This is a genomic window from Rhodoferax sp. UBA5149, from assembly GCF_002413825.1.
Classification (GTDB): Bacteria; Pseudomonadota; Gammaproteobacteria; order Burkholderiales; family Burkholderiaceae_C; genus Rhodoferax.
This window is the reverse complement of the sequence record NZ_DHXT01000157.1, coordinates 2,177-25,726: the sequence shown is the minus strand read 5'-3', so window position 1 is coordinate 25,726 and position 23,550 is coordinate 2,177. Positions and strand designations below refer to the sequence as shown.

The 23,550-nt window shown below is 57.4% G+C and carries 24 protein-coding genes and 2 pseudogenes; 11 read left to right on the top strand and 15 right to left on the bottom strand.

Annotated elements, in window-relative coordinates; genetic code table 11:
* Positions 1-104 precede the first annotated feature (104 nt).
* The 7 genes from B3V69_RS13765 to B3V69_RS13735 all read right to left on the bottom strand — a co-directional run bounded on the left by B3V69_RS13765 (position 105) and on the right by B3V69_RS13735 (position 6,191).
* Entirely contained in the window at positions 105-452 is a 348-nt protein-coding gene (locus tag B3V69_RS13765) for a hypothetical protein (protein WP_296447430.1), read from the bottom strand.
* A complete protein-coding gene (locus tag B3V69_RS13760; protein ID WP_296447428.1) occupies positions 452-904 on the bottom strand; it encodes a hypothetical protein in 453 nt (150 codons plus the stop codon). Before B3V69_RS13760 ends, B3V69_RS13765 begins: the two co-directional genes overlap by 1 nt.
* Before the next feature lie 98 nt (positions 905-1,002).
* Positions 1,003-2,499 (bottom strand): DegQ family serine endoprotease, encoded by a 1,497-nt coding sequence (locus B3V69_RS13755; protein WP_296447466.1) that lies wholly within the window; start codon positions 2,497-2,499, stop codon positions 1,003-1,005.
* A gap of 67 nt (positions 2,500-2,566) precedes the next feature.
* Positions 2,567-3,964: an ATP-binding protein gene (locus B3V69_RS13750; RefSeq protein ID WP_296447426.1), complete on the bottom strand. Its 1,398-nt coding sequence runs from the start codon at positions 3,962-3,964 to the stop codon at positions 2,567-2,569.
* Complete coding sequence (locus B3V69_RS13745) at positions 3,961-4,626, bottom strand: response regulator (protein WP_296447424.1); 666 nt, start codon at positions 4,624-4,626, stop codon at positions 3,961-3,963. Before B3V69_RS13745 ends, B3V69_RS13750 begins: the two co-directional genes overlap by 4 nt.
* A 109-nt stretch (positions 4,627-4,735) precedes the next feature.
* Positions 4,736-5,248 carry an OmpH family outer membrane protein gene (locus B3V69_RS13740; protein WP_296447422.1) on the bottom strand — a complete coding sequence of 171 codons (513 nt, stop codon included), beginning with the start codon at positions 5,246-5,248 and terminating at the stop codon, positions 4,736-4,738.
* 85 nt (positions 5,249-5,333) lie between these two features.
* Complete coding sequence (locus B3V69_RS13735; RefSeq protein ID WP_349679216.1) at positions 5,334-6,191, bottom strand: serine hydrolase; 858 nt, start codon at positions 6,189-6,191, stop codon at positions 5,334-5,336.
* Positions 6,192-6,514: 323 nt separating this feature from the next.
* Here B3V69_RS13735 and B3V69_RS13730 point away from each other — a divergent pair, with 323 nt between their 5' ends.
* The 3 genes from B3V69_RS13730 to B3V69_RS13720 all read left to right on the top strand — a co-directional run bounded on the left by B3V69_RS13730 (position 6,515) and on the right by B3V69_RS13720 (position 8,045).
* The gene (locus tag B3V69_RS13730) at positions 6,515-6,769 is read left to right on the top strand and encodes a PepSY domain-containing protein (RefSeq protein WP_296447420.1); all 255 of its coding nucleotides are present in this window, start codon (positions 6,515-6,517) and stop codon (positions 6,767-6,769) included.
* Positions 6,770-6,922: 153 nt separating this feature from the next.
* Positions 6,923-7,468, top strand: coding sequence for a peptidoglycan-associated lipoprotein Pal (gene pal / locus B3V69_RS13725; protein WP_296447418.1), 546 nt, complete (start codon positions 6,923-6,925; stop codon positions 7,466-7,468).
* Positions 7,469-7,700: 232 nt separating this feature from the next.
* Positions 7,701-8,045 (top strand): c-type cytochrome, encoded by a 345-nt coding sequence (locus B3V69_RS13720; protein WP_296447417.1) that lies wholly within the window; start codon positions 7,701-7,703, stop codon positions 8,043-8,045.
* A gap of 230 nt (positions 8,046-8,275) precedes the next feature.
* Here the strand turns inward: B3V69_RS13720 and B3V69_RS13715 are convergent.
* Positions 8,276-8,695 (bottom strand): annotated as a pseudogene (locus tag B3V69_RS13715) (transposase); the annotation flags it as partial.
* Between the two features lie 618 nt (positions 8,696-9,313).
* On the opposite strand from B3V69_RS13715, the gene B3V69_RS13710 reads away from it, so the two are divergent.
* Entirely contained in the window at positions 9,314-12,100 is a 2,787-nt protein-coding gene (locus tag B3V69_RS13710) for an OmcA/MtrC family decaheme c-type cytochrome (protein ID WP_296447415.1), read from the top strand.
* A gap of 176 nt (positions 12,101-12,276) precedes the next feature.
* Entirely contained in the window at positions 12,277-12,690 is a 414-nt protein-coding gene (locus B3V69_RS13705; protein ID WP_296447414.1) for a ComEA family DNA-binding protein, read from the top strand.
* A gap of 223 nt (positions 12,691-12,913) precedes the next feature.
* Here the strand turns inward: B3V69_RS13705 and B3V69_RS13700 are convergent, their stop codons facing one another.
* Together B3V69_RS13700 and B3V69_RS13695 are read right to left on the bottom strand one after the other, a co-directional pair.
* Positions 12,914-13,315 carry a type II toxin-antitoxin system VapC family toxin gene (locus tag B3V69_RS13700; protein ID WP_296447412.1) on the bottom strand — a complete coding sequence of 134 codons (402 nt, stop codon included), beginning with the start codon at positions 13,313-13,315 and terminating at the stop codon, positions 12,914-12,916.
* Between the two features lie 54 nt (positions 13,316-13,369).
* A complete protein-coding gene (locus B3V69_RS13695; RefSeq protein ID WP_296447409.1) occupies positions 13,370-13,639 on the bottom strand; it encodes a type II toxin-antitoxin system Phd/YefM family antitoxin in 270 nt (89 codons plus the stop codon).
* A 138-nt stretch (positions 13,640-13,777) separates the two neighbouring features.
* Here B3V69_RS13695 and B3V69_RS13690 point away from each other — a divergent pair, with 138 nt between their 5' ends.
* Together B3V69_RS13690 and B3V69_RS13685 are read left to right on the top strand one after the other, a co-directional pair.
* Positions 13,778-14,134: a hypothetical protein gene (locus B3V69_RS13690; protein ID WP_296447408.1), complete on the top strand. Its 357-nt coding sequence runs from the start codon at positions 13,778-13,780 to the stop codon at positions 14,132-14,134.
* Positions 14,135-14,302: 168 nt separating this feature from the next.
* Entirely contained in the window at positions 14,303-14,542 is a 240-nt protein-coding gene (locus B3V69_RS13685; RefSeq protein ID WP_296447406.1) for a hypothetical protein, read from the top strand.
* On the opposite strand, the gene mutL is transcribed toward B3V69_RS13685, so the two are convergent.
* Positions 14,539-16,458 (bottom strand): DNA mismatch repair endonuclease MutL, encoded by a 1,920-nt coding sequence (gene mutL / locus B3V69_RS13680; protein ID WP_296447403.1) that lies wholly within the window; start codon positions 16,456-16,458, stop codon positions 14,539-14,541. The genes B3V69_RS13685 and mutL overlap by 4 nt on opposite strands.
* Positions 16,459-16,494: 36 nt before the next feature.
* Here mutL and B3V69_RS13675 point away from each other — a divergent pair, with 36 nt between their 5' ends.
* Positions 16,495-17,142, top strand: coding sequence for a VTT domain-containing protein (locus tag B3V69_RS13675; RefSeq protein ID WP_296447402.1), 648 nt, complete (start codon positions 16,495-16,497; stop codon positions 17,140-17,142).
* Between the two features lie 68 nt (positions 17,143-17,210).
* Here the strand turns inward: B3V69_RS13675 and B3V69_RS13670 are convergent, their stop codons facing one another.
* Positions 17,211-18,620 carry an N-acetylmuramoyl-L-alanine amidase gene (locus B3V69_RS13670; RefSeq protein ID WP_296447400.1) on the bottom strand — a complete coding sequence of 470 codons (1,410 nt, stop codon included), beginning with the start codon at positions 18,618-18,620 and terminating at the stop codon, positions 17,211-17,213.
* Positions 18,617-19,138 (bottom strand): tRNA (adenosine(37)-N6)-threonylcarbamoyltransferase complex ATPase subunit type 1 TsaE, encoded by a 522-nt coding sequence (tsaE, locus tag B3V69_RS13665; protein WP_296447398.1) that lies wholly within the window; start codon positions 19,136-19,138, stop codon positions 18,617-18,619. The genes B3V69_RS13670 and tsaE overlap by 4 nt, the downstream gene beginning before the upstream one ends.
* 39 nt (positions 19,139-19,177) lie before the next feature.
* Between tsaE and queG the strand changes: the two genes are divergently transcribed.
* The gene (gene queG / locus B3V69_RS13660; RefSeq protein ID WP_296447462.1) at positions 19,178-20,212 is read left to right on the top strand and encodes a tRNA epoxyqueuosine(34) reductase QueG; all 1,035 of its coding nucleotides are present in this window, start codon (positions 19,178-19,180) and stop codon (positions 20,210-20,212) included.
* Between the two features lie 50 nt (positions 20,213-20,262).
* On the opposite strand, the gene B3V69_RS13655 is transcribed toward queG, so the two are convergent.
* Positions 20,263-21,174 carry an AEC family transporter gene (locus B3V69_RS13655; RefSeq protein ID WP_296447396.1) on the bottom strand — a complete coding sequence of 304 codons (912 nt, stop codon included), beginning with the start codon at positions 21,172-21,174 and terminating at the stop codon, positions 20,263-20,265.
* A gap of 169 nt (positions 21,175-21,343) precedes the next feature.
* Between B3V69_RS13655 and B3V69_RS13650 the strand changes: the two genes are divergently transcribed.
* Together B3V69_RS13650 and xerD are read left to right on the top strand one after the other, a co-directional pair.
* Positions 21,344-22,306: a tripartite tricarboxylate transporter substrate binding protein BugE gene (locus tag B3V69_RS13650; RefSeq protein WP_296447394.1), complete on the top strand. Its 963-nt coding sequence runs from the start codon at positions 21,344-21,346 to the stop codon at positions 22,304-22,306.
* Complete coding sequence (gene xerD / locus B3V69_RS13645; RefSeq protein WP_296447392.1) at positions 22,303-23,214, top strand: site-specific tyrosine recombinase XerD; 912 nt, start codon at positions 22,303-22,305, stop codon at positions 23,212-23,214. Before B3V69_RS13650 ends, xerD begins: the two co-directional genes overlap by 4 nt.
* A 21-nt stretch (positions 23,215-23,235) precedes the next feature.
* On the opposite strand, the pseudogene B3V69_RS13640 reads toward xerD, so the two are convergent.
* A pseudogene (locus B3V69_RS13640) lies at positions 23,236-23,550 on the bottom strand (EAL domain-containing protein); the annotation flags it as partial.

The window sequence follows — 23,550 nt, the reverse complement described above, 5'->3', positions numbered from 1 at the left end:
AAGGAGATTGCCTCTGACGCACCCTGCGGAGCGATGTGCCGATATGACACATGCCGCAGTGATTCGACATCTACCAATATATTTTCTCCTCGCTGATCTTCTGTTCAACTGATGGCAAATGCCAGCGCTACGGCTCCGAGCGCTAACAATCCGAGTCCACCGATGAAAACAACTTCAGCGCGAGCTTCATAAGGCGCCCCGAAACGGCTTGATCGCATCGAAATGAACGACAGCAGTGCGCTCACCAGGAACACCAGGGCGTCCACGGCCAGCAACTTGTCAATCAACATGCGCCATTGCCCGCCGGACCCGAGATGACCAATCGACAATACCGTCATGCATACCCCGATCATCGTCGCCGAGGTGGGCAAAATATGGGCCGAGAGTCCGCGGGGGAACAGCTTCCCCGCTGTATCAACGCAGTGCGAAGGCGGCAGCGCAACGGGGTCCATTACGGACGACTCTCGCCTGTGCCTGCCGGCCATACAAATACCACCTTCGTCGGGTGGCCTGACCCGACGATCAAGGTCTGGTGCAAAGTCTTGCCCGTCAAAGTAGCCTCAGCGGTGTATTTCCCGGGCGCTACTCTGACCAGCAAGAAGGGGCCGTCGGATTTCACCTGCAACGTGACATTTGTTGCGGCATCACGGATAACCACTTTGACATTGGCAGCGAAGTAGGCACGTGGTTTGTCGTTCACGGTGAACTCAAGCGTCAGCGGCCAGTGCGTACTGACATTTTGCATCGCAGTGGACTCGTTGAAGCCGATACCGCCGCTGAGGTATTCGACCTTGCCACTTTTGTGAACTGGCGGCAGCTCCGTGGTAGCTGTCGCAAACATACTGCCCATCATTAACGCGCCAACAATGGCGATCGTAGCGGCCTTGTGGATCAGGGGTTTCATTTCAATTTTCCTAAAGACGTCTTGAGGCGGCGGATCAATGCAATGCAATGCAATAACGTGCCCTGTCCCGGACACCGTCTTTTCGTAAGGGCAGTGAATCAGCCTACGCGCACCGGCACAAAGATCTTGTTTCCATCACGTTGGATTAGCAGCGCCACGGATTTTTCAGACCTGGCCACTATCGCGCGCACTTGGTCAATGCTCTCGATCGGAGTGCCGTTGACAGCCAGCAGCACATCGCCTGGTTGCACACCGGCGAGGGCCGCCGGGCCAGTGGCATCCTCGACCACGAGGCCGTTGGTGACCCCGGCTTCACGCTTTTCCTGTGGCTGAAGCAGACGCAATGCCAGCCCGAGCTTGCCTTTGCTGGCCCCGTCGTCGGCCCTGGCCGTTTTCTCAGCCTTCTCGCTGGCGTCGCCGAGCCTGGCTGTGAGCTCTTCGCGCTTACCCTGACGCCAGATTTCGAGGGTGACCTTGTCTCCCGGCGATGCAGCGCCAATCAGAGCGGGGAGGTCACCGGAGGCAACGATGGGCTGACCATTGACTTTGCGGATCACGTCGCCGCTTTTGAGGCCAGCCTTGTCTGCGGGGCTATCCGTGTCAACTGCGGACACCAGCGCACCTTCGGGCTTGTCGAGCTTGAACGAGTCCGCGAAAGTCTGGTTGACCTCCTGTATCGCGACGCCCAAACGCGCATGGCTGGCCTTGCCGGTGGCAATGATCTGTTCCTTGACCTTGGTCGCCAGTTCGATTGGAATCGCGAAAGACAGGCCCTGATAGCCGCCGGTATGACTGTAAATTTGTGAATTGATCCCAACCACCTCACCGCGAGTGTTAAACAAAGGACCACCGGAGTTCCCCGGGTTTACGGCCACGTCAGTCTGGATGAAAGGTACAAAACTATCATCCGGCAGCGAGCGCCCCTTGGCGCTCACGACACCCGCTGTCACGCTATTCTCGAAGCCGAATGGCGAACCGATGGCGAGCACCCATTCACCAACCTTCAGGTCTCGCGTGTTGCCCAGTGGCACGGTCGGCAGGTCCTTTGCGTCGATCTTGAGTACCGCCACGTCGGTCTTTGGGTCTGAACCCAACACTTTTGCTCGGAACTCGCGGCGATCGGTTAGTTTGACAGTCACGTCCTTTGCGTCGCGAACGACGTGAGCGTTGGTCAGAATCACGCCATCTGCGCTGATGATGAATCCAGAGCCCTGGGCGTGTTGCGGTATATCGCGTTGTCCCAAGGGTCCACCGTTTGGACCCTGGAAGCGCTTGTAGAACTCAAAGAACGGATCGTTCGGCTGCAGACCTGGCATACCACGGTGTTGCGTTGCCGGGCCATCGGTCGCGTCGGCACTTGCCGTCCTGGTCATGCCACTCACGCTGATGTTCACCACCGCCGCACCGTTTCGCGCCGTGATTTGCGAAAAATCGGGCAGCGCAATTGCCGGCGCAGGTGTTGTCGAGGCGGGTGCAATGGACGTGGCAGCCTGGGCGCGCGTCAAGCTCAAGGCACTAACACCGGCACCACCTATGACGCCAGCTGAAACCAGTGCCAGTACGATCTGCCGAAAAGTAAATAGATGCGTATTCATGAGAGGTCCTTTCAAGAAGTTGAGGAAAACCACAACTTAATTATCAGAACCTCAACTTAGGTGGGACTTAAACACTTTCATCTTTACTCGCATGACTCAAGCCCTTCACAGATGAGCCATTCTCGGTAATTCGTGTAACCGTTGTGAAGATGACCGTGGCTTGAAGTCCTCCCAAACTTGCGGAGCTATCAATAGATAAGGTCGCGCGGTGCAAATCTGCGATCGTCTTGACGATTGCCAAACCCAGGCCGCTACCGCTTCCTTGTGCGCCGGGCACCCGATAAAAACGGTCAAGTACCCGCTCACGGTCTTCTGGTGGGATACCTGGTCCGCTATCGTCAATTGTCAGAATGGTCAGGCCGCGATTGCAGTGGATTGCTAGGTTTACTGTTCCGCCCAAAGGGGTGTACTTGATCGCGTTGTCTAGCAGATTGCGCATCAGGACGCGCAGGGCTTCCTCGTGTCCCATCACCAGACTCTCATCCGCGTGGACCAGGCCAAGGTCAATTTGCCGCGTTGTTGCGGCGACAGCCACATCAGCCAGCGCGAGCCGCGCCAACGTCGCTAAGTCAACAGGAGAATTTTTAGCGTCGATTGCTGAATTCGCCTGCTGCCGCGCCAATACCAGCAGTTGCTCAACCAACCTTGTGGCACGATCGATGCCGGCAGTGAGCCTATTGACTGCCACTTCACGCGCAGCATCATCGTTGGCACGGCGCAAGCCTTGAATTTGCAACTTTAGCGCCGCAAGCGGCGAACGCAGCTCGTGGGCCGCGTCCGCAACAAAGTTGTTCTGCGCATCGAATGCCTGGCGCACCCGGAGGAACAAGAGATTCAATTCATGAACCAGAGGGCTAATCTCATCAGGCAAACCATCCTCGCTGACTTCACTCAATTCATTTGCCTGGCGTGCAGCGACTTGTTGCCGCACACGCGAGACCGGAGCCAGAGACGTACTGACCACCCACCAGACCAACAACATCAATAGCGGCACCATCACCACGATAGGACTGACTGTGCGCAATGCCAAGGTGCCTGCCATTTGGCGTCGAGCCGCGAGATCCTGTGCCACTTGAATAACTTGAGAGCCCGCCACGACTGAAAACAACCGGTAGGTGGTGCCTCTGGCTTGAACCGTAGAGAAACCAAGCACCGCGCGCTGAGGCAACTCAGCCCGCGCAGTGGACTGAAATACGCGCAACCCGTCGGAGGTCCATACCTGGATTACGAAGTCAAAGTTTTCTTCCTCGTTGGTAGTAAACCGCTCACCAAGATCGCCGCCTATCGGTAAGCCGGGTCGCAGCGACATTGCCATTTGCTTCATTTGATAGTCAAAGATCTCATCCGCCTCCGTCAATGCGGTGCGATAGGCGATGATGGCTTGCGCCCCGGCCGTAAGAATGATTGCGGCAAGGAGGAACCAAAAAAGTCTCGCGCGCAGTGAGTGGGAGAGTGGCGAGCTCAAGCCGTACCTCTGGGAATCATGTAACCGACACCCCGCACGTTCTGGATGAGACCCGTGCCGAGTTTTTTTCGCAGTCCATGGATGTACACCTCAACGGCATTGCTGTTGACCACGTCTTTCCAACTGTAAAGCTTCTCTTCGAGTTGCTTTCGGGAAAGGACCACGCCCGGCCGAGCAAGCAACAGCTGCAAGACAGACCATTCACGAGAGGAAAGCACCACTGGCTGCCCGTCAACAGTGACCTTCCGGGTCACAGGGTCGATGGTGATGCCGAGGTGTTCGTACGCAGGTTCTGCGCGTCCGGCAGCGCGGCGTATCAGCGCACGTATGCGAGCCAGAAGTTCATCTAACTCATAGGGTTTGACAATGTAGTCATCAGCTCCCATGTCCAAGCCTTCGACACGCTGCTTTACCGCGTCCCGTGCAGTGGCGATGAGTACCGGTGTACGGTCTTTGCGCGAGCGCAGTTTTCGCAAGACGGCGAGCCCATCACGTCGTGGCAGGCCAAGGTCCAGTAGGACCAGGTCATAGGTCTGAGCGTCTAACGCCGTGTCGGCCATTTCGCCGTCTTTGACCCAGTCGACTGCGTAGCCCTCTGCCCGGAGCAAATCCAGAACGGATTCTCCGATCATCAAGTCATCTTCTACAAGCAGTAAGCGCATGGATAGATTCTCTTTCAACGGTGAATGCCAGCGGTCAAGGTTTTCCCATCACTTTTTTCGCGAAAAAGCAGGATTGCCTCTTGACTTTTAAGATACGTCTTGGTCCCTGCTATTTGGTACTCTCCGCATCCAATATCTTGAGAACTTTGTCTGTTATGTCGTGCTTTGGATTGACATAGACAGCATCTTGTAGCACCAGATCATATTTTTCCGCTTCGGCTACCTGTTTGATAACCTTATTGGCGCTCATAATCACTTGCTGTAACGCCTCGTTTTTTCGGACGTTCAGATCTTCTTGAAAAACACGGCGCTTGCGTTGAAATTCGCGATCCTGATCCGCCAGCTGCTTCTGTCGGGCGACGCGCTGAGCCTGGGATAAGGTCGGCGCTTCGACTTGAAACTTGTCGGTCGCCGATTTCAACAGATTACCCTGATCAATGATGTCCTTGTCGCGCTTGGAAAATTCGCGGTCGAGCGCCGCCTGGGCAGTCTTGGCGGCATTCGCCTCTTTGAAAATTCGGTCTGTTTTGACAAACCCGAGACGAAACTCCTGCGCCTGTACACAAACAAGCAGGCCACTGAAGAATATTCCAGTGCAGCATTGACGAAAAAAACTGTTCATATGAAAGTAGTTCCAATCTGCGTCAAAGTGACGTCGTCTGGGTGGTAGAAAAAAGTCATTCCGTACGTGACATGATCGTCACCATCTATCGGTGGGCGTGACGAAATCGAGGATGCCCCGCCGGCATTGAAGATCGCAAAATCATCGGACTGGTTAGAAAATGACGAATGTTCAAGGCATCGAACAGCGTGGAGGAGCTGGCTTTGGCGTTCAGCAAGACCAGGGTCGCGCTTTTGCCCGCCTGATGAATTCGCATGATCAAGCAGTGACCTGCTTCATTGGTGAATCCGGTTTTGGACAAGAGAATGCCCCACCCTTTTTTGCCAACCAGATGATTGGTATTGTGAAACGTGACACCTCGGCCGTTCATATTGATCAGGTCAGAACTGTCAGTGGTGATGTTGGCGATCTCAGGATAGTGCGATGCGGCCATTGCCATCTTGGCCAAATCAGCGGCTGTTGACGTATTGTCCGGGGACAAACCCGTCGGCTCCTTTATCACAGTATGGGTCATACCCAGTGCCTTGAGTTTTACGTTAACAGCAATGATAAAGGCGACATTGCCTCCCGCATAGGTGCGAGCCAGTGATGCAGCCGCGCGATTGTCAGATGACATCAAAGCGAGCTGAAATGCTTTTCTGCGGGGTAGCGTTGTTCCCACTGGAACATGCGACTTGCTGTGTTTGAGCGTGTCAATGTCTGCAGCGCTGATCGATATTATTTCGTTCATGTCCGGCTTGCTATCCAAGACGACCATTGCAGTCATGAGCTTGGTCAGAGACGCAATCGGCACAGTCGCATCAGCGCCTTTTTCGAGCAAGACTTTTCCATCTTCATCGCGGATAACTATCACGTGCCGGGAATTGAGCTGAAGGGAATACCCACTTGTCGCGTAAAAAATTGCACATAGAAGGAAAACCTGCCTCAGTATTTTTATTGACATCGGTCTGGATGAACGCTGCCGTATTGGGTTCGAATCGTGTTGATCATTGAAGAGACGCCATTAATTTGATTTGTTTGGTTGGATCAAAACGTGGCGAGACTCAAAACGCCGATTGATCGTTCAGTTTGATCCACGTTGAAACAAGTTTCTGCAATGGTGACCACGCAGACTTAAGCGAGACTTAAAGGAGCCTCCAACCACGGCGCAGAGTGACGGTATTGGTATGTCCCGTGTCGCATCTTAAGTTTCGCCTAAGTTTAGGGCGCAAGAATACTTCAAGTTGGCACCCACGCGCCTGCACTCAAATCACAGAAAGCACTTGCATGAAAAGCATTTCTACAGTCTTGATCATCCTTGCCATTTCAAGCGCGGCAATGGCGGGGACGGCCTGCAACGCACCAAAAGACAAATGGATGACGGAATCCGACTTCAAGAAAGACCTCACCGCGAAGGGCTATCAGATCAAAACCTTCAAAGTCAGCCATGGTTGCTACGAAATTTATGGCCTGAACCATGTTGGAAAAAGAGTAGAGATCTATTTCGATCCGGTGACTGGCGAACCGGTGGAATCGAAGTAATTGCCATTGCAAAAGAATGGTCCGTTGCACAAGCGTTGTGCCAAGGCAGGGGGCCTTCGTTAGAACTTTGGATCCCAATTGCCTCGTGTCAGATTGTCCCGAGTGCTTGATACCAAATCGATTGTGTTTGTCTATTTCTTTAGGAGAATTGGAATGAGTGTTAAAAAGCGCCTTGCTCTCGGTGCCGTGATGGGCGCGACCATTTTGTTGGCTGCGTGTAGCAGCACGCCAGTCGCCCCTCCCATGGCTGCAAAAGTAGCGACCCCCGCCACAACGTTACCTGCAGCTGCGAACAAGCCCACAGTGCCCGTCGCTGTAGCCGCCACGCCGCTTTCACCTTACCTAGATCCTCTTAATCCGCTCTACAAAGAGCGAAGTGTTTACTTCGATTTTGACCAAGCGGCTGTCAAACCAAACGCTGCGCCTTTGATGGAACTTCACGGCAGGTTCCTGGCAACCCATCCCGCGGTTTCGATCAAGATTCAGGGAAATACGGATGAACTGGGAGGCACGGAATACAACCTCGCGCTCGGTCAGAAGCGGGCGGAAGCCGTTCTCAAGACCCTCAAGATTTATGGCGTGAAGGATTCGCAAATGGAAGCGGTCAGTTTCGGAGAAGAGAAGCCCAAAGCCATGGGGCATGAGGAAACAGCGTATGCGCAAAACAGGCGTGCTGATTTGGCCTATCCCGTCAAATAGACCTTGGAAGGAATACCGTCTAGCTCAAACGATTGCGAGTGAGGTTTCCAGGTAGCCCAGCGCTGTATAAAAGTTCAACGTTGGCTTGCGTCATCCCAATGAAGATTGGATTGGCCATGGCTTGCCTTGACCATGCCGGAATTTGAAACGCCGAATTGCATTGTTAAGTTGAATTACGTTCTAAAAAATCAATCAAACCTATTTTTATCACCTCATCTTCAGGAGTATTTGCATGTACAAGTCACCCCTTCTCACGGTCAGCGCATCCGTTATCTTGGCGTTCGCAACCTTCGCCCCAGCGCACGCCGAGGTCGATGCCGATGCGGCGATGGCACTGGCAAAAAAGAACGATTGTTTTAAGTGCCACTCTGTTGAGAAAACCAAAAAAGGCCCGGCCTATAAAAAGATAGCGGCCAAATATAAGGGTAAGGCCGATGCCGAGGAAAAGTTGCTCAAGCAAATCACCACCGGTCCTAAAGTCAAATTTGAGGACGGCACAGAAGAAGAGCACAAAATCATTGACACCAAAGACCCGAAAGAACAGAAAAATTTGATCAAATGGATTTTGTCTTTGTAGCGGTTACTGCGAGCCTGTCTATTTGCTCAACCTGCTGGGGGAGTGTCCGAATTTCAGTGTGTGAGGCGATTGGGATGTTAGCTGAGGTTTGACGGTGTTCAGATTTTGGTATTTTCAAATAGGCTCCTGCTAGGCCGCCGGAGGCGTCCCCGGTTGTGCATGTGCCCATGCACTAACCCACGCCACGCCACAGACGTTGCTCCAGATGACAGCCAAGGGACTTTTGCAGGCTATGCGGCCTGGGTAAAACGCTCCTCGTACAGAATGGCAAACTGATTCATCGCCGCCTGCCAATGGGGCGAGGCCCGAGCCCAGTCGGCGGTGATATTGCGCAGCGTCAACCAGATCAATTTGGTGGCCGCATCATCATTGGGGAAGTGCCCCCTGGTCTTGAGTATCTTGCGCAGCCTGGCGTTCACGCTCTCAATGGCGTTGGTCGTGTAGATCACGCGGCGAACGTCTGGAGGGAAGGCAAAGAAGGAAATTACCTTGTCCCAGACCCTGCGCCACTTACCCACCACGGTGGGGAATTTCTTGCCCCAAGGCCCGCTCTCAAACGCATCCAGTTCGGCCAGTGCCGCCTCGGCAGTGGGAGCGGTGTAGATCGGCTTGATGGCCGCAGCCAAGGGCTTTCGATCCTTCCAACTGGCGCAGCGAAGAAATAACCCTACGACAAGCACAGGAAGAACGGGGTCGGCAATAGGCGCCCCGTTTTTCTTCTGACCCATGCTGGCTGATCGAATCGAAAGGAATTATCGTGCTAATAGACTGCTACGAATGTAAAGCCCAAGTCAGCGACTCTGCGGCCAGTTGTCCCCATTGCGGGGCGATACCCCTGGATCCCGCGCGTTCGCTGCCCGTTGATGTGTCCGACCTGGATATGAAGTTCAGGACAATGTTTTGGTTCCTCATCAAACTCTCGTTCGCCGCAGTCCCTGCCGTCATTGTTATTTATACGGCATGGACCGTTATTGGTGGTGTGCTGTCGCCGCTGTTGCACATGTAGGTTGATGGTCCCCACCGTAAACGGCCATGGAAGTCATCCTGAATCCTACTGTAGATGTCGCGAACCCGAAAGTGGGTTTTTGGACGCAAGGTCTCTGACTGGTTATGGGAATATTCCTATGCTGATTTTCATCGGCGTCCTATATCTAATAAGTAGACCTTCAATGAGAATTGTCCCGTGAAGTCTGTACCTTTAACCTCTAAGGAGCCTCTCGTGAAACATTCCTTCCTCTCAATCAACTTAAACCCTAAGGAGGCCCCTCATGAAGTATCTTGACCTGTCGAACAAGTATCGACCTTCGTCTCGTTGGCTCAAGTTTGCGGCGGCCAGCGTGCTCGCCGCCGCCATCGCAGGTTGCGGTGGTGGTAGCAATGGTACGAACGGTGCGGCTGGTACGAATGGTACCAACGGTACGAATGGTACCAACGGCACGAATGCCGTCGCCACAGTCAATGCTGTGAGCCTGCCTGCCGCTCAGTGGATAGCACTGGCACCCAAGATTGATCCCGCGAGCATCTCTGTCTCCATCAACAGCCCGCCTGTGGTTACATTCAAGGTGACAGACCAAAATGGCAATCCGGTGGTTGGTCTTGACGGTCAAGCCACAAACCCAAGCCCCAAAGCCCCTGGTGCGGTTGTGCCTGCCAACTACAACTTGTCGTTCACGCTGGCCAAATTGGTGCCCGGCGCGAACGGCGAGCCCAGCAAGTGGGTCAGCTACATAGTGACCAAACCGGTCGCTGCGGGAACCACCGGAGCAGTTGTCAACGGAGGAGTAAGCTGGCTTGGCACCTACCCATCGGCCGACAATCAAGGCACCTTGGTTGGTAATGGCGACGGTACCTACCAGTACACTTTCTATCGGGATATCAAGCAGTCAGCAGCGATTGTTGCCGGTCTGACCGACTCGGGCAACAACCTGAAGGCTGATTTGGGCGACACGACTTACGATGCTACCCTGACACACCGTCTGGGTATCATGATCACCGGTAGCCAACCCGGCACCGGAACCGCAACCCCAACGGGTGTTGCTGCGTCCACGGCTGCTGTTCCTTTGGCTAACACTTTCAACATGGGCTTCGACTTTGTTCCCGCTGGTGGTGCCGTCACGGCCACGCGCGACATCGTTGTGAAAAGTTCGTGCGCCTCGTGCCACGACAATAAGGGTATCGGTCATGCCAGCACCAATGCTGCCGTCCCCGGCGTCAGCATTGGTCGGAATGATCCAAGACTCTGCGTCACTTGCCACACCGACCAGACCAAATACGGTTTTGCCGAAGCGCCTACGACCGCGACTGGCTACGATGACACCAGTGCGATCGGCTACAAGCGGGTCAACGGCAAGTCGGCGTTTGACTATCCACGCATGATTCACCAGACGCACATGGGTGACGAACTGACAAAGACCGGCTACAACCTGAATGCACATGCCAAGAAAGCAAATGGCAGTATTGGGTGCGATTCCACCAGTTCGAACAAGGGCCAGTGCTACAACCTCACGGGTCTGCCACAAAGCCCGGCGAACTGCACGACCTGTCACGATGGCTCAGCCACAAAATCTGACGGCAGTGTCAATGCCAACAAGACAGCCAATGGCGACAATTTTAAGAATGTCCCCAGTATCCTGGCTTGCGGCTCTTGCCATGACGGCATCGACTTTGCGACCGGTTTGGGCAAAACCACTGGACCCACAATCATCACGGGTACCGTGGCTAACGGCCACCTTGGTGGCGCTAAGGCCGACAACTCGCTTTGTATCACGTGCCATGATGCAACGACCATTCCCGTCTATCACCGTTTGACTGTTGCCTCCAAAAACAATCCAGTTGTCAAGGCGGGTGTGTCCACGTTTGAGTACAAGATCAGCGGTGTGACCGTCAATGTCAGCAAGCAGGCTGTGGTCAAGTTCCAAGTGCTGAAGAATGGTACAGCCGTTGCATTCAATGCCTATGCGGTTGGCGCAGCGCCCATTACCGGCTTTACCGGTGGACCGGCGTTCTTTGTTGCCTATGCGACGGGACAGGACCTAATCGTGGCACCATCTGACTGGAACAGCGGCCATGACACAGTGAGCTTGACCGATCTATGGGCAGGTGTTAACGGGAATAGTTTGAGCGTCCCTGATGCAACCAATACCTACACTGCGACCATTGCAGCCAGCACTGCCAGCACTCGGAATGGTGTAGTCACACCAAGTCATGCCTTGACATTGCCTGCTGACGCAAAGATGGTTACGGGCTTGATGGCCGGTGCTTTCACCGACGCAAATGCCAATGTGCTCCCTGGTATTCCGGCCATGGTGGCCGCCACGGGTAACACACCAGACGGCAAGGCTAACGTGGCACGCCGCGTGATTTTCAAAGAAGCCAAATGCAATTCCTGTCATGACCGGCTCGGCACATCGCCGAACTTCCATGGCGGCAACTACAGCATTGCCATGTGCGCCGCTTGCCATACACCAAATCAGGGCGGCAGCACCGGCTTAGGAGCGTCGTTTAGGGTCTGGGTTCACGGTATCCACGGAGCCTCGAAACGCACGGTGCCGTTCTCATGGCATGCTACGGCCACTAGCAACTATTCAAGCCTCCTTTACCCGGGTGTCTTGAAAGACTGCAAGCAGTGTCATGAAGCCGGTACCTATGACTTCAGTGCCAACCAGTACACCGACGCTTTGGTGGGCAGCATGCTCAATGTCAACGCGGCCAACGGCACAAATGTACTGTCGACCAACATAGCAGCACCACAAGTTGGATCTGTGGGTAGTGGCGTATTGGCGTATGACTTGATCAGTGGTGCCGACTATGGCACTCCTCCGAAGATTAGTTCGGCTACTGGCACGATTACTGCTGGCACGGGTACTGATCTGGTGTCCTCACCAATCACCGCTGCTTGCTCGGCTTGCCACGACAGTGGTAAGGCCATAAGCCACTACGGTGATAACCACGGTTCGTTCTACCAGCCGCGCAGTGTTGCAATGAAGACCACTGAATCGTGCCTGGTCTGCCACGGTCCAGGCAGGATTGCACCGATTGCTGACGTTCACCAATAGCCGGGCTGGAGAAATAGGTGCAAGGCCTGTTTCTCTCCGATGACGGCAGCATCAAGATGTAGTTCATGTCTTGATGCAGATAAATCCAAATTACCCGGGTGCGGCAACGCAGTCGGGTAATTTTTTGAGGCCCGATTTGCCGCTAAACTAACCGAAATTCATTCAGAAGGAACCTCATGAAACTGCGCTTTTTTTCCATTGTGCTGACTACCGCCGCCTTGCTGCTGAGCGCGAACTTATCCCTTGCCGCTGACGCTCCGACGGATACGGCCAAACCGGCGGTCGGCAAGGCCCAGGCCACCAAAAATGACGCTAAAGCTAAAGTGGCTGCCAAAGGCAAAGCCGCGGCCAAGGTCAAACTGGTTGACATCAACAGCGCCAGCAGCGCCGAACTTAAGAAACTCCCCGGCATCACGGACTCAGAAGCCACCAAGATCATTGCAGGCCGTCCGTATGGCAGCAAGGCCTGGCTGGTTAGCCATAAAGTCCTCACGGAAGACATATACGCGGCGATCAGTCAACTGATCGTCGCCAAACAGCCCAACAAGGATGCTGCCAAGAACGCGGCGCTCTACAGACAGAAGAAGTAACAGAAGTAACAGAAGTCGCGTGACCGCAGATGGGTCACAGTGACAACACCAGGGCACGGTTCGCCGTGTTCGGTAATGCATCCCAAAAACCCCCGCAAGCGGCGACGCTTGCGGGGTTTTTCCGTTGTGCGTCCAGCATCCAAACCTTGACATACTTGAACATCAGGCCATCGAATTCAGCGACCTCACGCAAGCAATAGGCGAAGCGCCATGGATCGGATGCTTATGCAGTGGAAGCTTTGTCTCCCGTCAAAATCTCTACCCCGGTGACCTGGGAAAAGTCGCGATCATGCGTCACAAAAGCGGCCGCTCCGATATCCAAGCCCGTTGCCAATTGAATCGCGTCTGGCAGCTTCAGTCGGTACTGTGCACGCAGCTGCGCGGCCAAAGCCGCAATCGGCGTTGAAACCGGAATGACGGAGTACTGCGACAAGACTTTCTCATAGCGCTTGGCCAGTGCAGTTTGCCCCGCTTTGAACGGACCGGTCAAGACTTCAGCCAGCGTGATGGTCGAAAGTGCAATAGTCAAATCACCCGCTGCCGCTGCTTCAAACAAGCCTACAAATTGATCGGCGAATTGCGGGTGGGATTCAAGCACGTAAATGAAGGGGGCGGTATCAACCATCACAGTGGCACCTCGCGAAAGGCCCGCCCATAGGCGAGGAGCTTTGCTTTTCATTTATGCATTACCCCACTCGTCGCGTAACTCAGCAATTGTCTGACCAACGTTAGCACCCCACAAGCCACGACCCGTACCGCGCAGTGCCAATAAACCCGATGCAGCATCAGAGGCGGCGCGTGATTTTTGGAAATCCTGTATGGGCACGATGGCTGCATAAGGTTTGCCATGCCGCGTGATGATGCTGGCAATACCCGCATGGGCATTGGAAATGATGGACGGCAATTGGATACGGGCTTGTTCTAAGCCATAGCTCGCATTGGCAGACATGATGAATCCCTAAAGTGTACGGACAGTACAGTATATGGCAGCTTAGCCGATTGCCGCATTGAGCGCTGGAAATAGGAGGGTGCATCGCAAGCGCTTGAGCATTGTCAAACATCTAATTTCCATGGCGCGTAGTCTTGTTTGATTGAAGCTTATTTCGATGCGAGGAGCATGAAAATGCGTAAAGTGCCAGTGACGGGTGTGAGCAAAAGACCAGTGATCGAGGAGGAAGAAGAATCGCTTGCAGACAGTCGTATGGATCAGATCACGGTGCGACCGGATGGCTACTATTGGCAGGCGCCTGACGGCAAACACGGCTTTGGGCCGTTTGAAAGCCTGGAACTGGCCCTGGCTGACATGGGGGCTGCCGACGAGCAGGCGCCGGAGCCCGGCGAAACACTTCAGGAGGCCGAAGACGAGATCGGCATCTCAGACTGGATCGACCCTGAAACGGGAGGTCCCGCGGAGGGGCAGCCGCCACGGATTGAAGAAGAGTGAGCTGGCTGTGCCATGAAGGTCAAAAATCCTGCTGACTCGACGAAGGCGCCAAATGAGGGCGGCCTGCGCCTTGCCCGCAAAAGGTATTCATTCAGATTGCCGATTGAGCTTGCGTCCAGGCTGGAGGCGCTGTGCGAGATGCATCCCCAGACAACACGCGCTCAGCTCATGGGTGATCTGCTTGGCCTGGGTCTGGCGGAGGCGGAGCGTGCGTGGTCTGGGGCTGCCACTGGATTGGCCGGGTTTCACCCAGACACGCGGCAGCCGGTCTACCTGCTGACCGGACCGTTCGCGGAGTTTCACGGCCTGATCCATAAGCATCATCTGGCCATGGAACGTGAGCTGGCGCAACATGACCCGCAGGTGTCGTATCCGGTTGATGAATTCGTGCTGGGCGACGTTGACTAGCGCCCCCGCAAAAACAGCTTGTCCAGGTCGTTGATCGTGACCTGCCGCCAAGTGGGGCGGCCATGGTTGCACTGATCGGAGCGATCGGTGGCTTCCATCTGGCGCAGCAAGGCATTCATTTCTTCCAGCGTCAGACGGCGGTTGGCGCGCACCGCGCCATGGCAAGCCATGGTGGCCAGCAATTCGTTTTGCGCGCGCTGGATCACGGTGCTGGCCTCGTGTTGGGCCAACTCCGCCAGCACGCCTCTGGCCAGTTCGACCGCATCGCCCTGGGCCAAGGTGGTTGGCACGGCGCGCACCGCCAGGGTTTTCGGTGAAAAAGGGGTGATCTCCAGCCCTAGCGTTTTCAGGGTCTCGTGGTGGGCTTCGGCGGTGGCCACCTCCTGGGGCGTGGCGGCAAAGGTGACGGGAATCAGCAGCGGCTGACTGGACAGGCTGGACCATGCGCTGACCATGCCAGCGGCATCCGCAGAGGCGTCAACAGCGCCATGAACAGGCAGCTGGGCTTTGAGTCGCTCGTAGACAATGCGCTCGTGGGCGGCGTGCATGTCCACAATGATGAGGCCTTGCTCATTTTCCGCGAGGATGTAAATGCCCTGCAGTTGGGCGAGGGCGCGGCCCAGGGGCCAGTTTGCGGCAGGCACTTCGACGGGCTCCGTGCGAACGCTGGGGGGACCCCACAGCAGCCCCAGGTCGCTAACCCGGTGCCCGGCAGTTGCTTCAAAATTGATAGCTGGCTGCGCAGAGTACATGGGGGCTGGAGGCCTATTTTCCTCATAAGTTGGATGGGGTGTGGTATTTGGGGTCAGCGCCGGGCGAATTGTTCCGGCCGTTGGCGCGTAGGCGGTCTGCGCCTGTGTGCCCGTGCCAGCACGTGGCGCGGCCAGCGCATCCTCCACCGCATGGCGTACCGCCTGGTGCACTTCGCGGCTATCACGAAAGCGCACTTCGATCTTGGTCGGGTGCACGTTGACGTCCACACGCGCCGGGTCGATCTCGATGTACAGCGCATAGACCGGCTGGCGGTGGCCATGCAGCACGTCCTCGTAGGCGCTGCGCGCGGCGTGGGTCAGCACCTTGTCGCGCACAAAACGGCCGTTGACATAGCAAAACTGCTGGTCGGCCCGCGAGCGTGCGGCGTCCGGAATGCCGGCGCGGCCCCACACCCGCACCGTGGGGGCGCTTTGCAAGTGGCTGTTGCTGCTGCTGCGGTAGTCCACCCGCACCGAGCGCTCGACAAAGTCGCGGCCCAGCACATCGGCCAGGCGCTGCTCCAGGGCGCCGGGGCCTTCGCAGCGGCGCCATTGCTCCACCAGCTTGCCCTCGTGCCAGATGGCAAAGCCCACATCGGGCCGCGCCAGCGCGTGGCGGCGCACCGCCTCCACGCAGTGGGTCAGCTCGGTGGCGTCGGTTTTGAGAAATTTGCGCCGCGCCGGGGTGCTGAAAAACAGTTCCTTCACCTCCACCGTGGTGCCGGTGCTGCGCGCCACGGGTTTGAGCTCGCCCGTGCGGCCGTCCAGGAGATAAGCACTGGATTGGCCGCTGGCCCTCGACAATAGGGCGCAGTCAGCTATTGAATTGATAGCGGCCAGGGCCTCGCCGCGAAACCCCATGGTGGCCACCGATTCCAGGTCAAGCAGGTTGCTGATCTTGCTGGTGGCGTGGCGTTTGAGGGCAATGGACAGCTCATCAAACAGGATGCCGACGCCATCGTCTTCCACCGCGATCAGCCGCACACCGCCGGCTAGCAGCCGCACCGCAATTTGCGTGGCCCCGGCGTCCAGGGCGTTGTCGAGCAGCTCGCGCACCACCGAGGCCGGGCGTTCAACCACCTCACCGGCGGCAATCTGGCTGATCAGCTCGTCGGGCAGTTCGCGGATGGGGCGGCGGGGAAGGGGCGTTAGGACAGCGTTCACCGGGCTATTCTAAATAGGCAGGGATAATCCAGCCCTATGGAACTTTTGACCTTTCTCCTTGACTTCATCCTGCACGTCGACAAATACCTGGAGGCCTTCGTGCGCAACTACGGTCTGTGGGTTTATGCGCTGCTGTTTCTGGTGATTTTTGTCGAGACCGGTGTCGTGGTGATGCCGTTTCTGCCAGGGGACTCATTGCTGTTCGTGGTCGGCGCCATGTGCGGCGTGGGGCTGATGAGTTACCCCATGTCGGTGGGGCTGCTGCTGGCTGCCGCCGTGCTCGGCAACCAGTCCAACTACGCCCTCGGGCGCCACTTTGGTCCGCGGGTCTTCAAGTGGGAAAACTCCCGCCTGTTCAATAAAGCGGCCTTCAACCGGGCGCATGATTTTTACGAGCGCTATGGCGGCATCACCATCGTGGCCGCGCGCTTCATGCCTTTTGTGCGCACCTTTGCGCCTTTTGTGGCGGGCGTGGCGAAGATGACCCGGACCCGCTTCACTTTTTTTGACGTGATCGGCGGCACGCTGTGGGTGGTCGGCATCATCACCATTGGCTATTTCTTCGGCAACATCTCGTTTGTGAAGGCGAATCTGGACAAAATCATCTGGGTCATGATCCTGATTCCCGGGCTGGTGATTTTGTTTGGCGCCTGGAAGTCGCGGCGCAAACCGGTCCAACTCTGATGACTGCGTGGCGCCTGAGCGCAGCCGCCATGCCCCCCATTGAGAAAGCCTCCTGACGGGGCGCTGATCTAACTGACGGTGCGGTTCCTGGCCAATGGCGGGTTCTTCGAGAAGTAGCTTTCAATGCCGCGCATCAGGGCACTGGCCAGTTGCTCCTGGTAGGCGTCGCTGTTGAGCTTGGCTTCTTCCTCGGGGTTGCTGATGAAGGCGGCTTCCACCAGCACACTGGGAATATCGGGCGCTTTGAGCACTGCAAAGCTGGCTTGCTCGACCTTGCCTTTATGCAGTTTGCCGACCCGGCCGATTTCACCCAGCATGGCGCCGCCCAGCTTCAGGCTGTCGTTGATTTGGGCCGTGGTGCTCATGTCAAACAGGGTGCGCTTGACTTGCGCATCCTTGGCCTTGATGTTCAAACCGCCAACCAGATCGGCCTTGTTTTCCTGCGCCGCCATCCAGCGCGCTGCCGTGCTGGAGGCCCCGCCCTGGCTCAGGGCAAAGACGCTGGCGCCCTGCGGGTGCGGCGTGAAAAACGCATCGGCGTGGATGCTGACGAACAGGTCCGCCTGCACATGCTGCGCCTTTTGCACGCGCACGTGCAGCGGCACAAAAAAATCGGCATCGCGCGTGAGATAGGCGCGCATGGTGTTGCCCTTGATGCTGCTGGCATTGATGCGGTCTCGCAGCCGGTGCGCCAGGCGCAGCACCACGTCTTTCTCGCGGGTGCCGCCGGGGCCGATGGCACCGGGGTCTTCGCCGCCGTGGCCGGGGTCCAGCGCAATAATGATCAGGCGGTCGGTGGCTGCAGGTGTGTCGGCTTTGGCTTTGGGGTCATTCGATCTCTTTAAGCTATTTACGCCGCTAGCCCCCGTGTTTATTACATTAGCAGCTACAGATTGCGTAGCAGACGCGGGCGTGGCCGGTGCCGCCATGGCATCCCCGCCATCGGACCTGGCGCCTGGGTTTTGAGTTTGCTGGGCGATCAGATCGCCCAGAGGGTCGGAGGATGGCCGGGCCGCCGCGCTGTCTTTGAGCCGGTCGGCAATCAGCGCCTCCAGTGGGTCAGTGACTTGGGTCGGATACAGATCGAACACCAGCCGGTGCCGGTAGGCCGCGACCGGGGGTAGTGAGAATACCTGGGGCGTGATGGCCTGCTTCAAGTCCACCACCAGACGCACCACCCCAAGCGCGTATTGCCCGACCCGAATGCCGTCAATGGTGGGGTCGGCGGCGCCCACTTTGGCCACCAGTTCCTTCAAGGCCGGATTGAGCTCGATGCCCTCGATGTCCACCACCAGGCGCGGCGGGCTGGCGACAAAGAACTGCTTGGCCCTGAGTTGGGTGTCCGATTCAATGGTGACGCGCGAGTAGTCCGGTGCCGGCCACACCCGCACGGCCAGGATCGTGGCGCCGCGCGCCAGCTGTTGTGTGCCCAGCACGAGCACCAGTGCGCCGGATTGCAGGAGGCTGCGGCGTTTCATGGTCGCTCCCCTGGAGGGTAGGGCTGCGCGTGAGACATCGCCGGACTGATCGCTTGAAGCAAAGCCATGCCGGTGGCCGTCTGTGCGCTCAGCGTCACCTGCCTGGCGTCATCATCCATCGCTTCCAGGTGAAGGGTCAAATCAGCGCGCGGCAGGAATCCAGCCGCTTTTTCTGGCCATTCGGCCAGCTTCAGGCCGGGGCTGGCAAAGATGTCGCGAAAGCCCGCGTCTTCCCACTCACGTGGGTCGCTGAAGCGGTAAAAGTCGAAGTGCCAGATATTCAGGCCCGGCAATTCGTAGGGTTCCACCACGGCGTAGGTCGGGCTTTTGACCCGGCCCTGGACCCCGAGGGCGCGCAGCAGATGGCGCACCAGTGTGGTCTTGCCCGCACCCAGCTCACCGTGCAATTCGATAAAGGCATGGCGCAGAGTCGGCTGCTCGGCCAGCGCCTCGGCAAACAATTGCGTGGCGGTTTCATCCGGCCAGAGCAAGCTTTTTACAATGGGGGTGTGACCCATCCCATCACTCATTTCAACAGCAGCCAATTGGTGTCCAACATTCAGGCGTGGGCCCGGGAACTGGGATTCTCCCAAATTGGCGTGGCCGGTGTGGATTTGTCTTCATCTGAAGCCGGATTATCGGCCTGGCTGGCCCGTGGTTTTCATGGCGACATGGGTTATATGGCGGCGCATGGTCTCAAACGAGCCCGCCCCGCTGAACTGGTACCCGGCACCGTGAGCGTGATCACCGTGCGCATGGACTATCTGCCCGAAACCACGCCCGACGGTTGGCAGGCCATCGAGTTTGAGCGGCTGGCGCGACCGAGCGAGGGCATCGTGTCAGTCTACGCCCGTGGGCGGGACTATCACAAGGTATTGCGTAAGCGCTTGCAACACTTGAGCGACCGAATCGCGGATCATTTGGGCCCGTTCGGGCACCGCGTGTTCACCGATTCCGCGCCGGTGCTGGAGGCCGAGCTGGCGGCGCGCAGCGGCCAGGGCTGGCGCGGCAAGCACACCTTGCTGCTCAGTCGCGAGGCCGGTTCGATGTTTTTTTTGGGCGAAATTTATGTTGATTTGACGCTGCCCTTGAGCGAGCCGGTGACGGACCACTGCGGCAGCTGCAGTGCCTGCATCGATGTCTGCCCGACCCAAGCTATTCTTGCGCCGCAGCAGCTCGACGCCCGGCGTTGTATCTCCTACCTCACTATCGAGCATGCGGGGTCGATCCCGCTGGAACTGCGCCCCCTGATCGGCAACCGTATCTATGGCTGTGATGACTGCCAGCTGATTTGCCCGTGGAACAAGTTCGCGCAGCGCAGCGCCTTGCCCGATTTTGACGAGCGCCAGGGCTTGGCGGGCAGTCAGCTGGTGACGTTATTTGGCTGGAGTGAAGAAGATTTTTTGCGCTTCACTGAAGGCAGTCCGATCCGGCGCATCGGGCACGAGCGCTGGCTCAGGAATATTGCGGTGGCGATGGGTAATGCGTTGCGCGCGGGGGCTGATCCAGCGCTGGTGCAAGCCCTCACGCTACGCGCTGGCCACCCGAGCGCGCTGGTGCGAGAGCATGTGGCCTGGGCGCTGGATCTTTGAATGTTTTTGAGCTGTGGCCCCCGTAGAATAAGCGCCGATAGCTATCGAATTTATAGCGACCTCAGAACCCCCAACGCAAACGGCAAACTGACCAGGCCCAACAAGGTAGACAGCGTCACCAGCCCCGCCACGTAGGCGCCGTCGTAACCCATGCGCGCCGCCAGCACATAGCAGCTGGACGCCGTTGGCAAGGCGGAAAAAGCCAGCAGAACGGTGGTCTGTACCGGGTCGAGACGAAACAGGTGCGAAAACCCCAGTGCCGCCAGCGGCAGCAAGAAATGGCGGATCGTCAGCACCGCCACGGCCAGCGTCTTCGCTTTGCTGAGCGCACCGAATTGCATGCCAGCCCCGGCTGCCATCAGACCCAGCGCCAGAGAGGCCGCCCCGATGCGGCTGAGCGAGGGCTCGAGCCAGACCGGCAAGCTAAAGCCCAGCAGGTTCGCCGCCAGACCGGATGCCGTGCCAATGATGAGCGGGTTGCGCACCAGCTCGCGCAGGAAGCCGCGTTGCGCATGACGGGCCATCGGCCACACCGCGCCGACGTTGAAGAGCGGCACGCACACGCCTATCAGCACCGCTATCAACAACAAGCCCTGCGGGCCTGCCAGACGGTCGGCCAGTGCCAGACCGATGAACGAATTGAAACGAAAAGCCACCTGGGCGCTGGCCGCGTGCTCCCGTTTCGGGATGTAGCGGCCTAGCCAGGGTAGGTGAGGGAGTGAATAGGCCAGGGTGATGCCGGTGAGGCCCATAGCCCAGCCGGCGCCAATCAGGCTGGAGGCCGAGGCGACGTCGAGCGGGCTTTTCACGATGGAGTGAAACAGCAGGACCGGGAAGAAGAGGAAATACACCAGGGTCTCGACCTGCTCCCACACCGTGCGATTGAGCGCGGTATAGCGGCACACCAGGTAGCCGCACAGAATCAGGGAGAAGTCGGGAAATAGAAGTTGGGCGAAATTCACCCGACGAGAATACCAGCCAAAATGGCCCTGAAAAAAAAGGAGGCCCGGCGGTGACGGCGGCAGCCCTCGGGTTTGCCCCTAGGTGCTAAACACCGTCGGAATGTGCGGTGCGACGGTAAACTGTGCGTTGAATGTTCATTCACTCTCGAACGTGAGAAGTCCAACCATCATGCATCGTCGAACTCTATTCGCTTTAAGTTTGCTCGCCGTCGCCAGCTCCGCCATGGCGCAGGGCTACCCCAACAAGGTCATCAAGCTGCAAGTGCCTTTTGCACCGGGCGGCACCACCGACATCATTGCCCGCACCATCTCGGACGCACTGGGCAAGGCTTTGGGCCAGGTGGTCGTGGTGGAGAATAAGGCCGGTGGCGGCGGCATCATCGGCGCCAACGAGACGGCCAAGGCGGCGCCTGATGGCTACTCGCTGGGCATGGCCACCGTGTCCACCACGGCCGCCAATCCGGCGATCAACCCGCGCACGCCGTACAACCCGCTGACCGATTTCACGCCCATCATCAATATTGCCGCGACACCCAATGTGATTGCGGTGCACCCCGGTTTCCCGGCGAAAGACTACAAAGGCTTTCTTGCCGAACTGAAAAAGAACCCCGGAAAATACTCGTATTCGTCGTCGGGCACCGGCGGCATTGGCCATTTGCAGATGGAGCTGTACAAGAATTTGAGTGGTACGTTTGTGACCCACATCCCGTACCGGGGCGCGGGCCCGGCCCTCAATGACACGGTCGCGGGCCAGGTATCGATGACGTTTGACAATCTGCCGTCTTCCATGCCCTTCATTCAGTCCAACCGTCTGATTCCCATCGTGGTGGCGGCACCGCAGCGGCTGTCCCAGTTACCGAATGTGCCGACCTTCAAGGAAGTCGGGCTGGAGCCGGTGAATCGCATGGCCTACTACGGCATCTACGGCCCCAAGGGCTTGCCCAGAGAGGTGGTGGACAAGATCAACGCCGGTGTTCGCAAAGCGCTGGAAGACCCCGTGGTGAAAAAGCGGATCGAAGAAACCGGCTCCATCATCGTTGCCAACACGCCCGAACAGTTCGCAGCGCAGATCAAGGCCGAGTTTGAAGTCTATAAAAAAGTGGTTGATACGGCCAGACTCAAGCTCGAGTGACGACCGACCGCCGCCTTGATGCGTCGATCGACGCCTTTATCGACGCCTTGTGGCTGGAAGAGGGTTTGTCAAAAAACACGCTCTCCGCTTACCGGCGTGATCTGACGCTTTATGCCGCCTGGCTTCAGGGGCGCGAGCGAATGTTGACAGACACGATTGAGAACGACCTGAACGGCTACTTTGCCGCGCAGCACAGTGCCAGCAAGGCCACCACCGCGAACCGGCGGCTGACGGTGTTCAAGCGCTATTTCCGCTGGGCCTTGCGTGAGCACCTCATTGTCACCGACCCCACGCTCAAACTGCAGGCTGCCAAACAGGCCCTGCGGGTGCCCAAGACCCTGACCGAGCATCAAGTCGAGGCGCTGCTGGCGGCGCCGGATACCGACACTGCCTTGGGCGTGCGCGACCGCACCATGCTGGAGCTGATGTATGCCAGCGGCCTGCGCGTCAGTGAGTTGGTGACGCTCAAGGTCTTCAATGTGAGCCTGTCGGAAAACGTGTTGCGTGTTTTTGGCAAGGGCAACAAGGAACGGCTGGTTCCCTTTGGCGAGGTGGCCAGTGTCTGGATCACTCAATACCTGAGTGGGGCGCGCCCCAGCTTGCTGGCGGGCAAGCAGACCGAAGATTTGTTTGTGACCCATCGGGGCGCCAAGGCCGGCACCGCCATGAGCCGTGTGATGTTCTGGATGATTGTCAAAAAGCATGCGCGCAACGCGGGCATCACGGCCCCTTTGTCACCCCACACCTTGCGCCATGCGTTTGCGACGCATCTGCTGAACCATGGCGCCGATTTGCGCGCGGTGCAGATGTTGCTCGGGCATGCCGATATTTCAACCACGACGATTTACACCCACGTGGCGCTGGAGCGGCTGAAAGTTATGCATGCCCGCCATCATCCACGCGGATAGCGTGTTTGGATTGCGAACGGTTCAGTCCGTGAGCGTCTCGGCCCACGCCAGGGCTTGCAGATGGGCCCAGTTCACCTGTTGACTGGTCAACCGCAGGGCTGTGGCCGTGCGGGCAAACACCTCGTCATTGGCGCTTTCGCAGGCCTTCGTCAATTCAAGAAACGGGGCCAGTACACCGGTGTGATGCAGCAGCGCATCGAGCACGGTTTCAGGCAAGGAAATGGACTCGAGCGCCTTGTCCAAGGGTATGCCCAACATGGTATCGAGCAAAGAAAATACACCGACGACAAAGGCGTTGTCGCATTCTTCGGGGGCTAGCAGTTCAGCCGCCAGCAG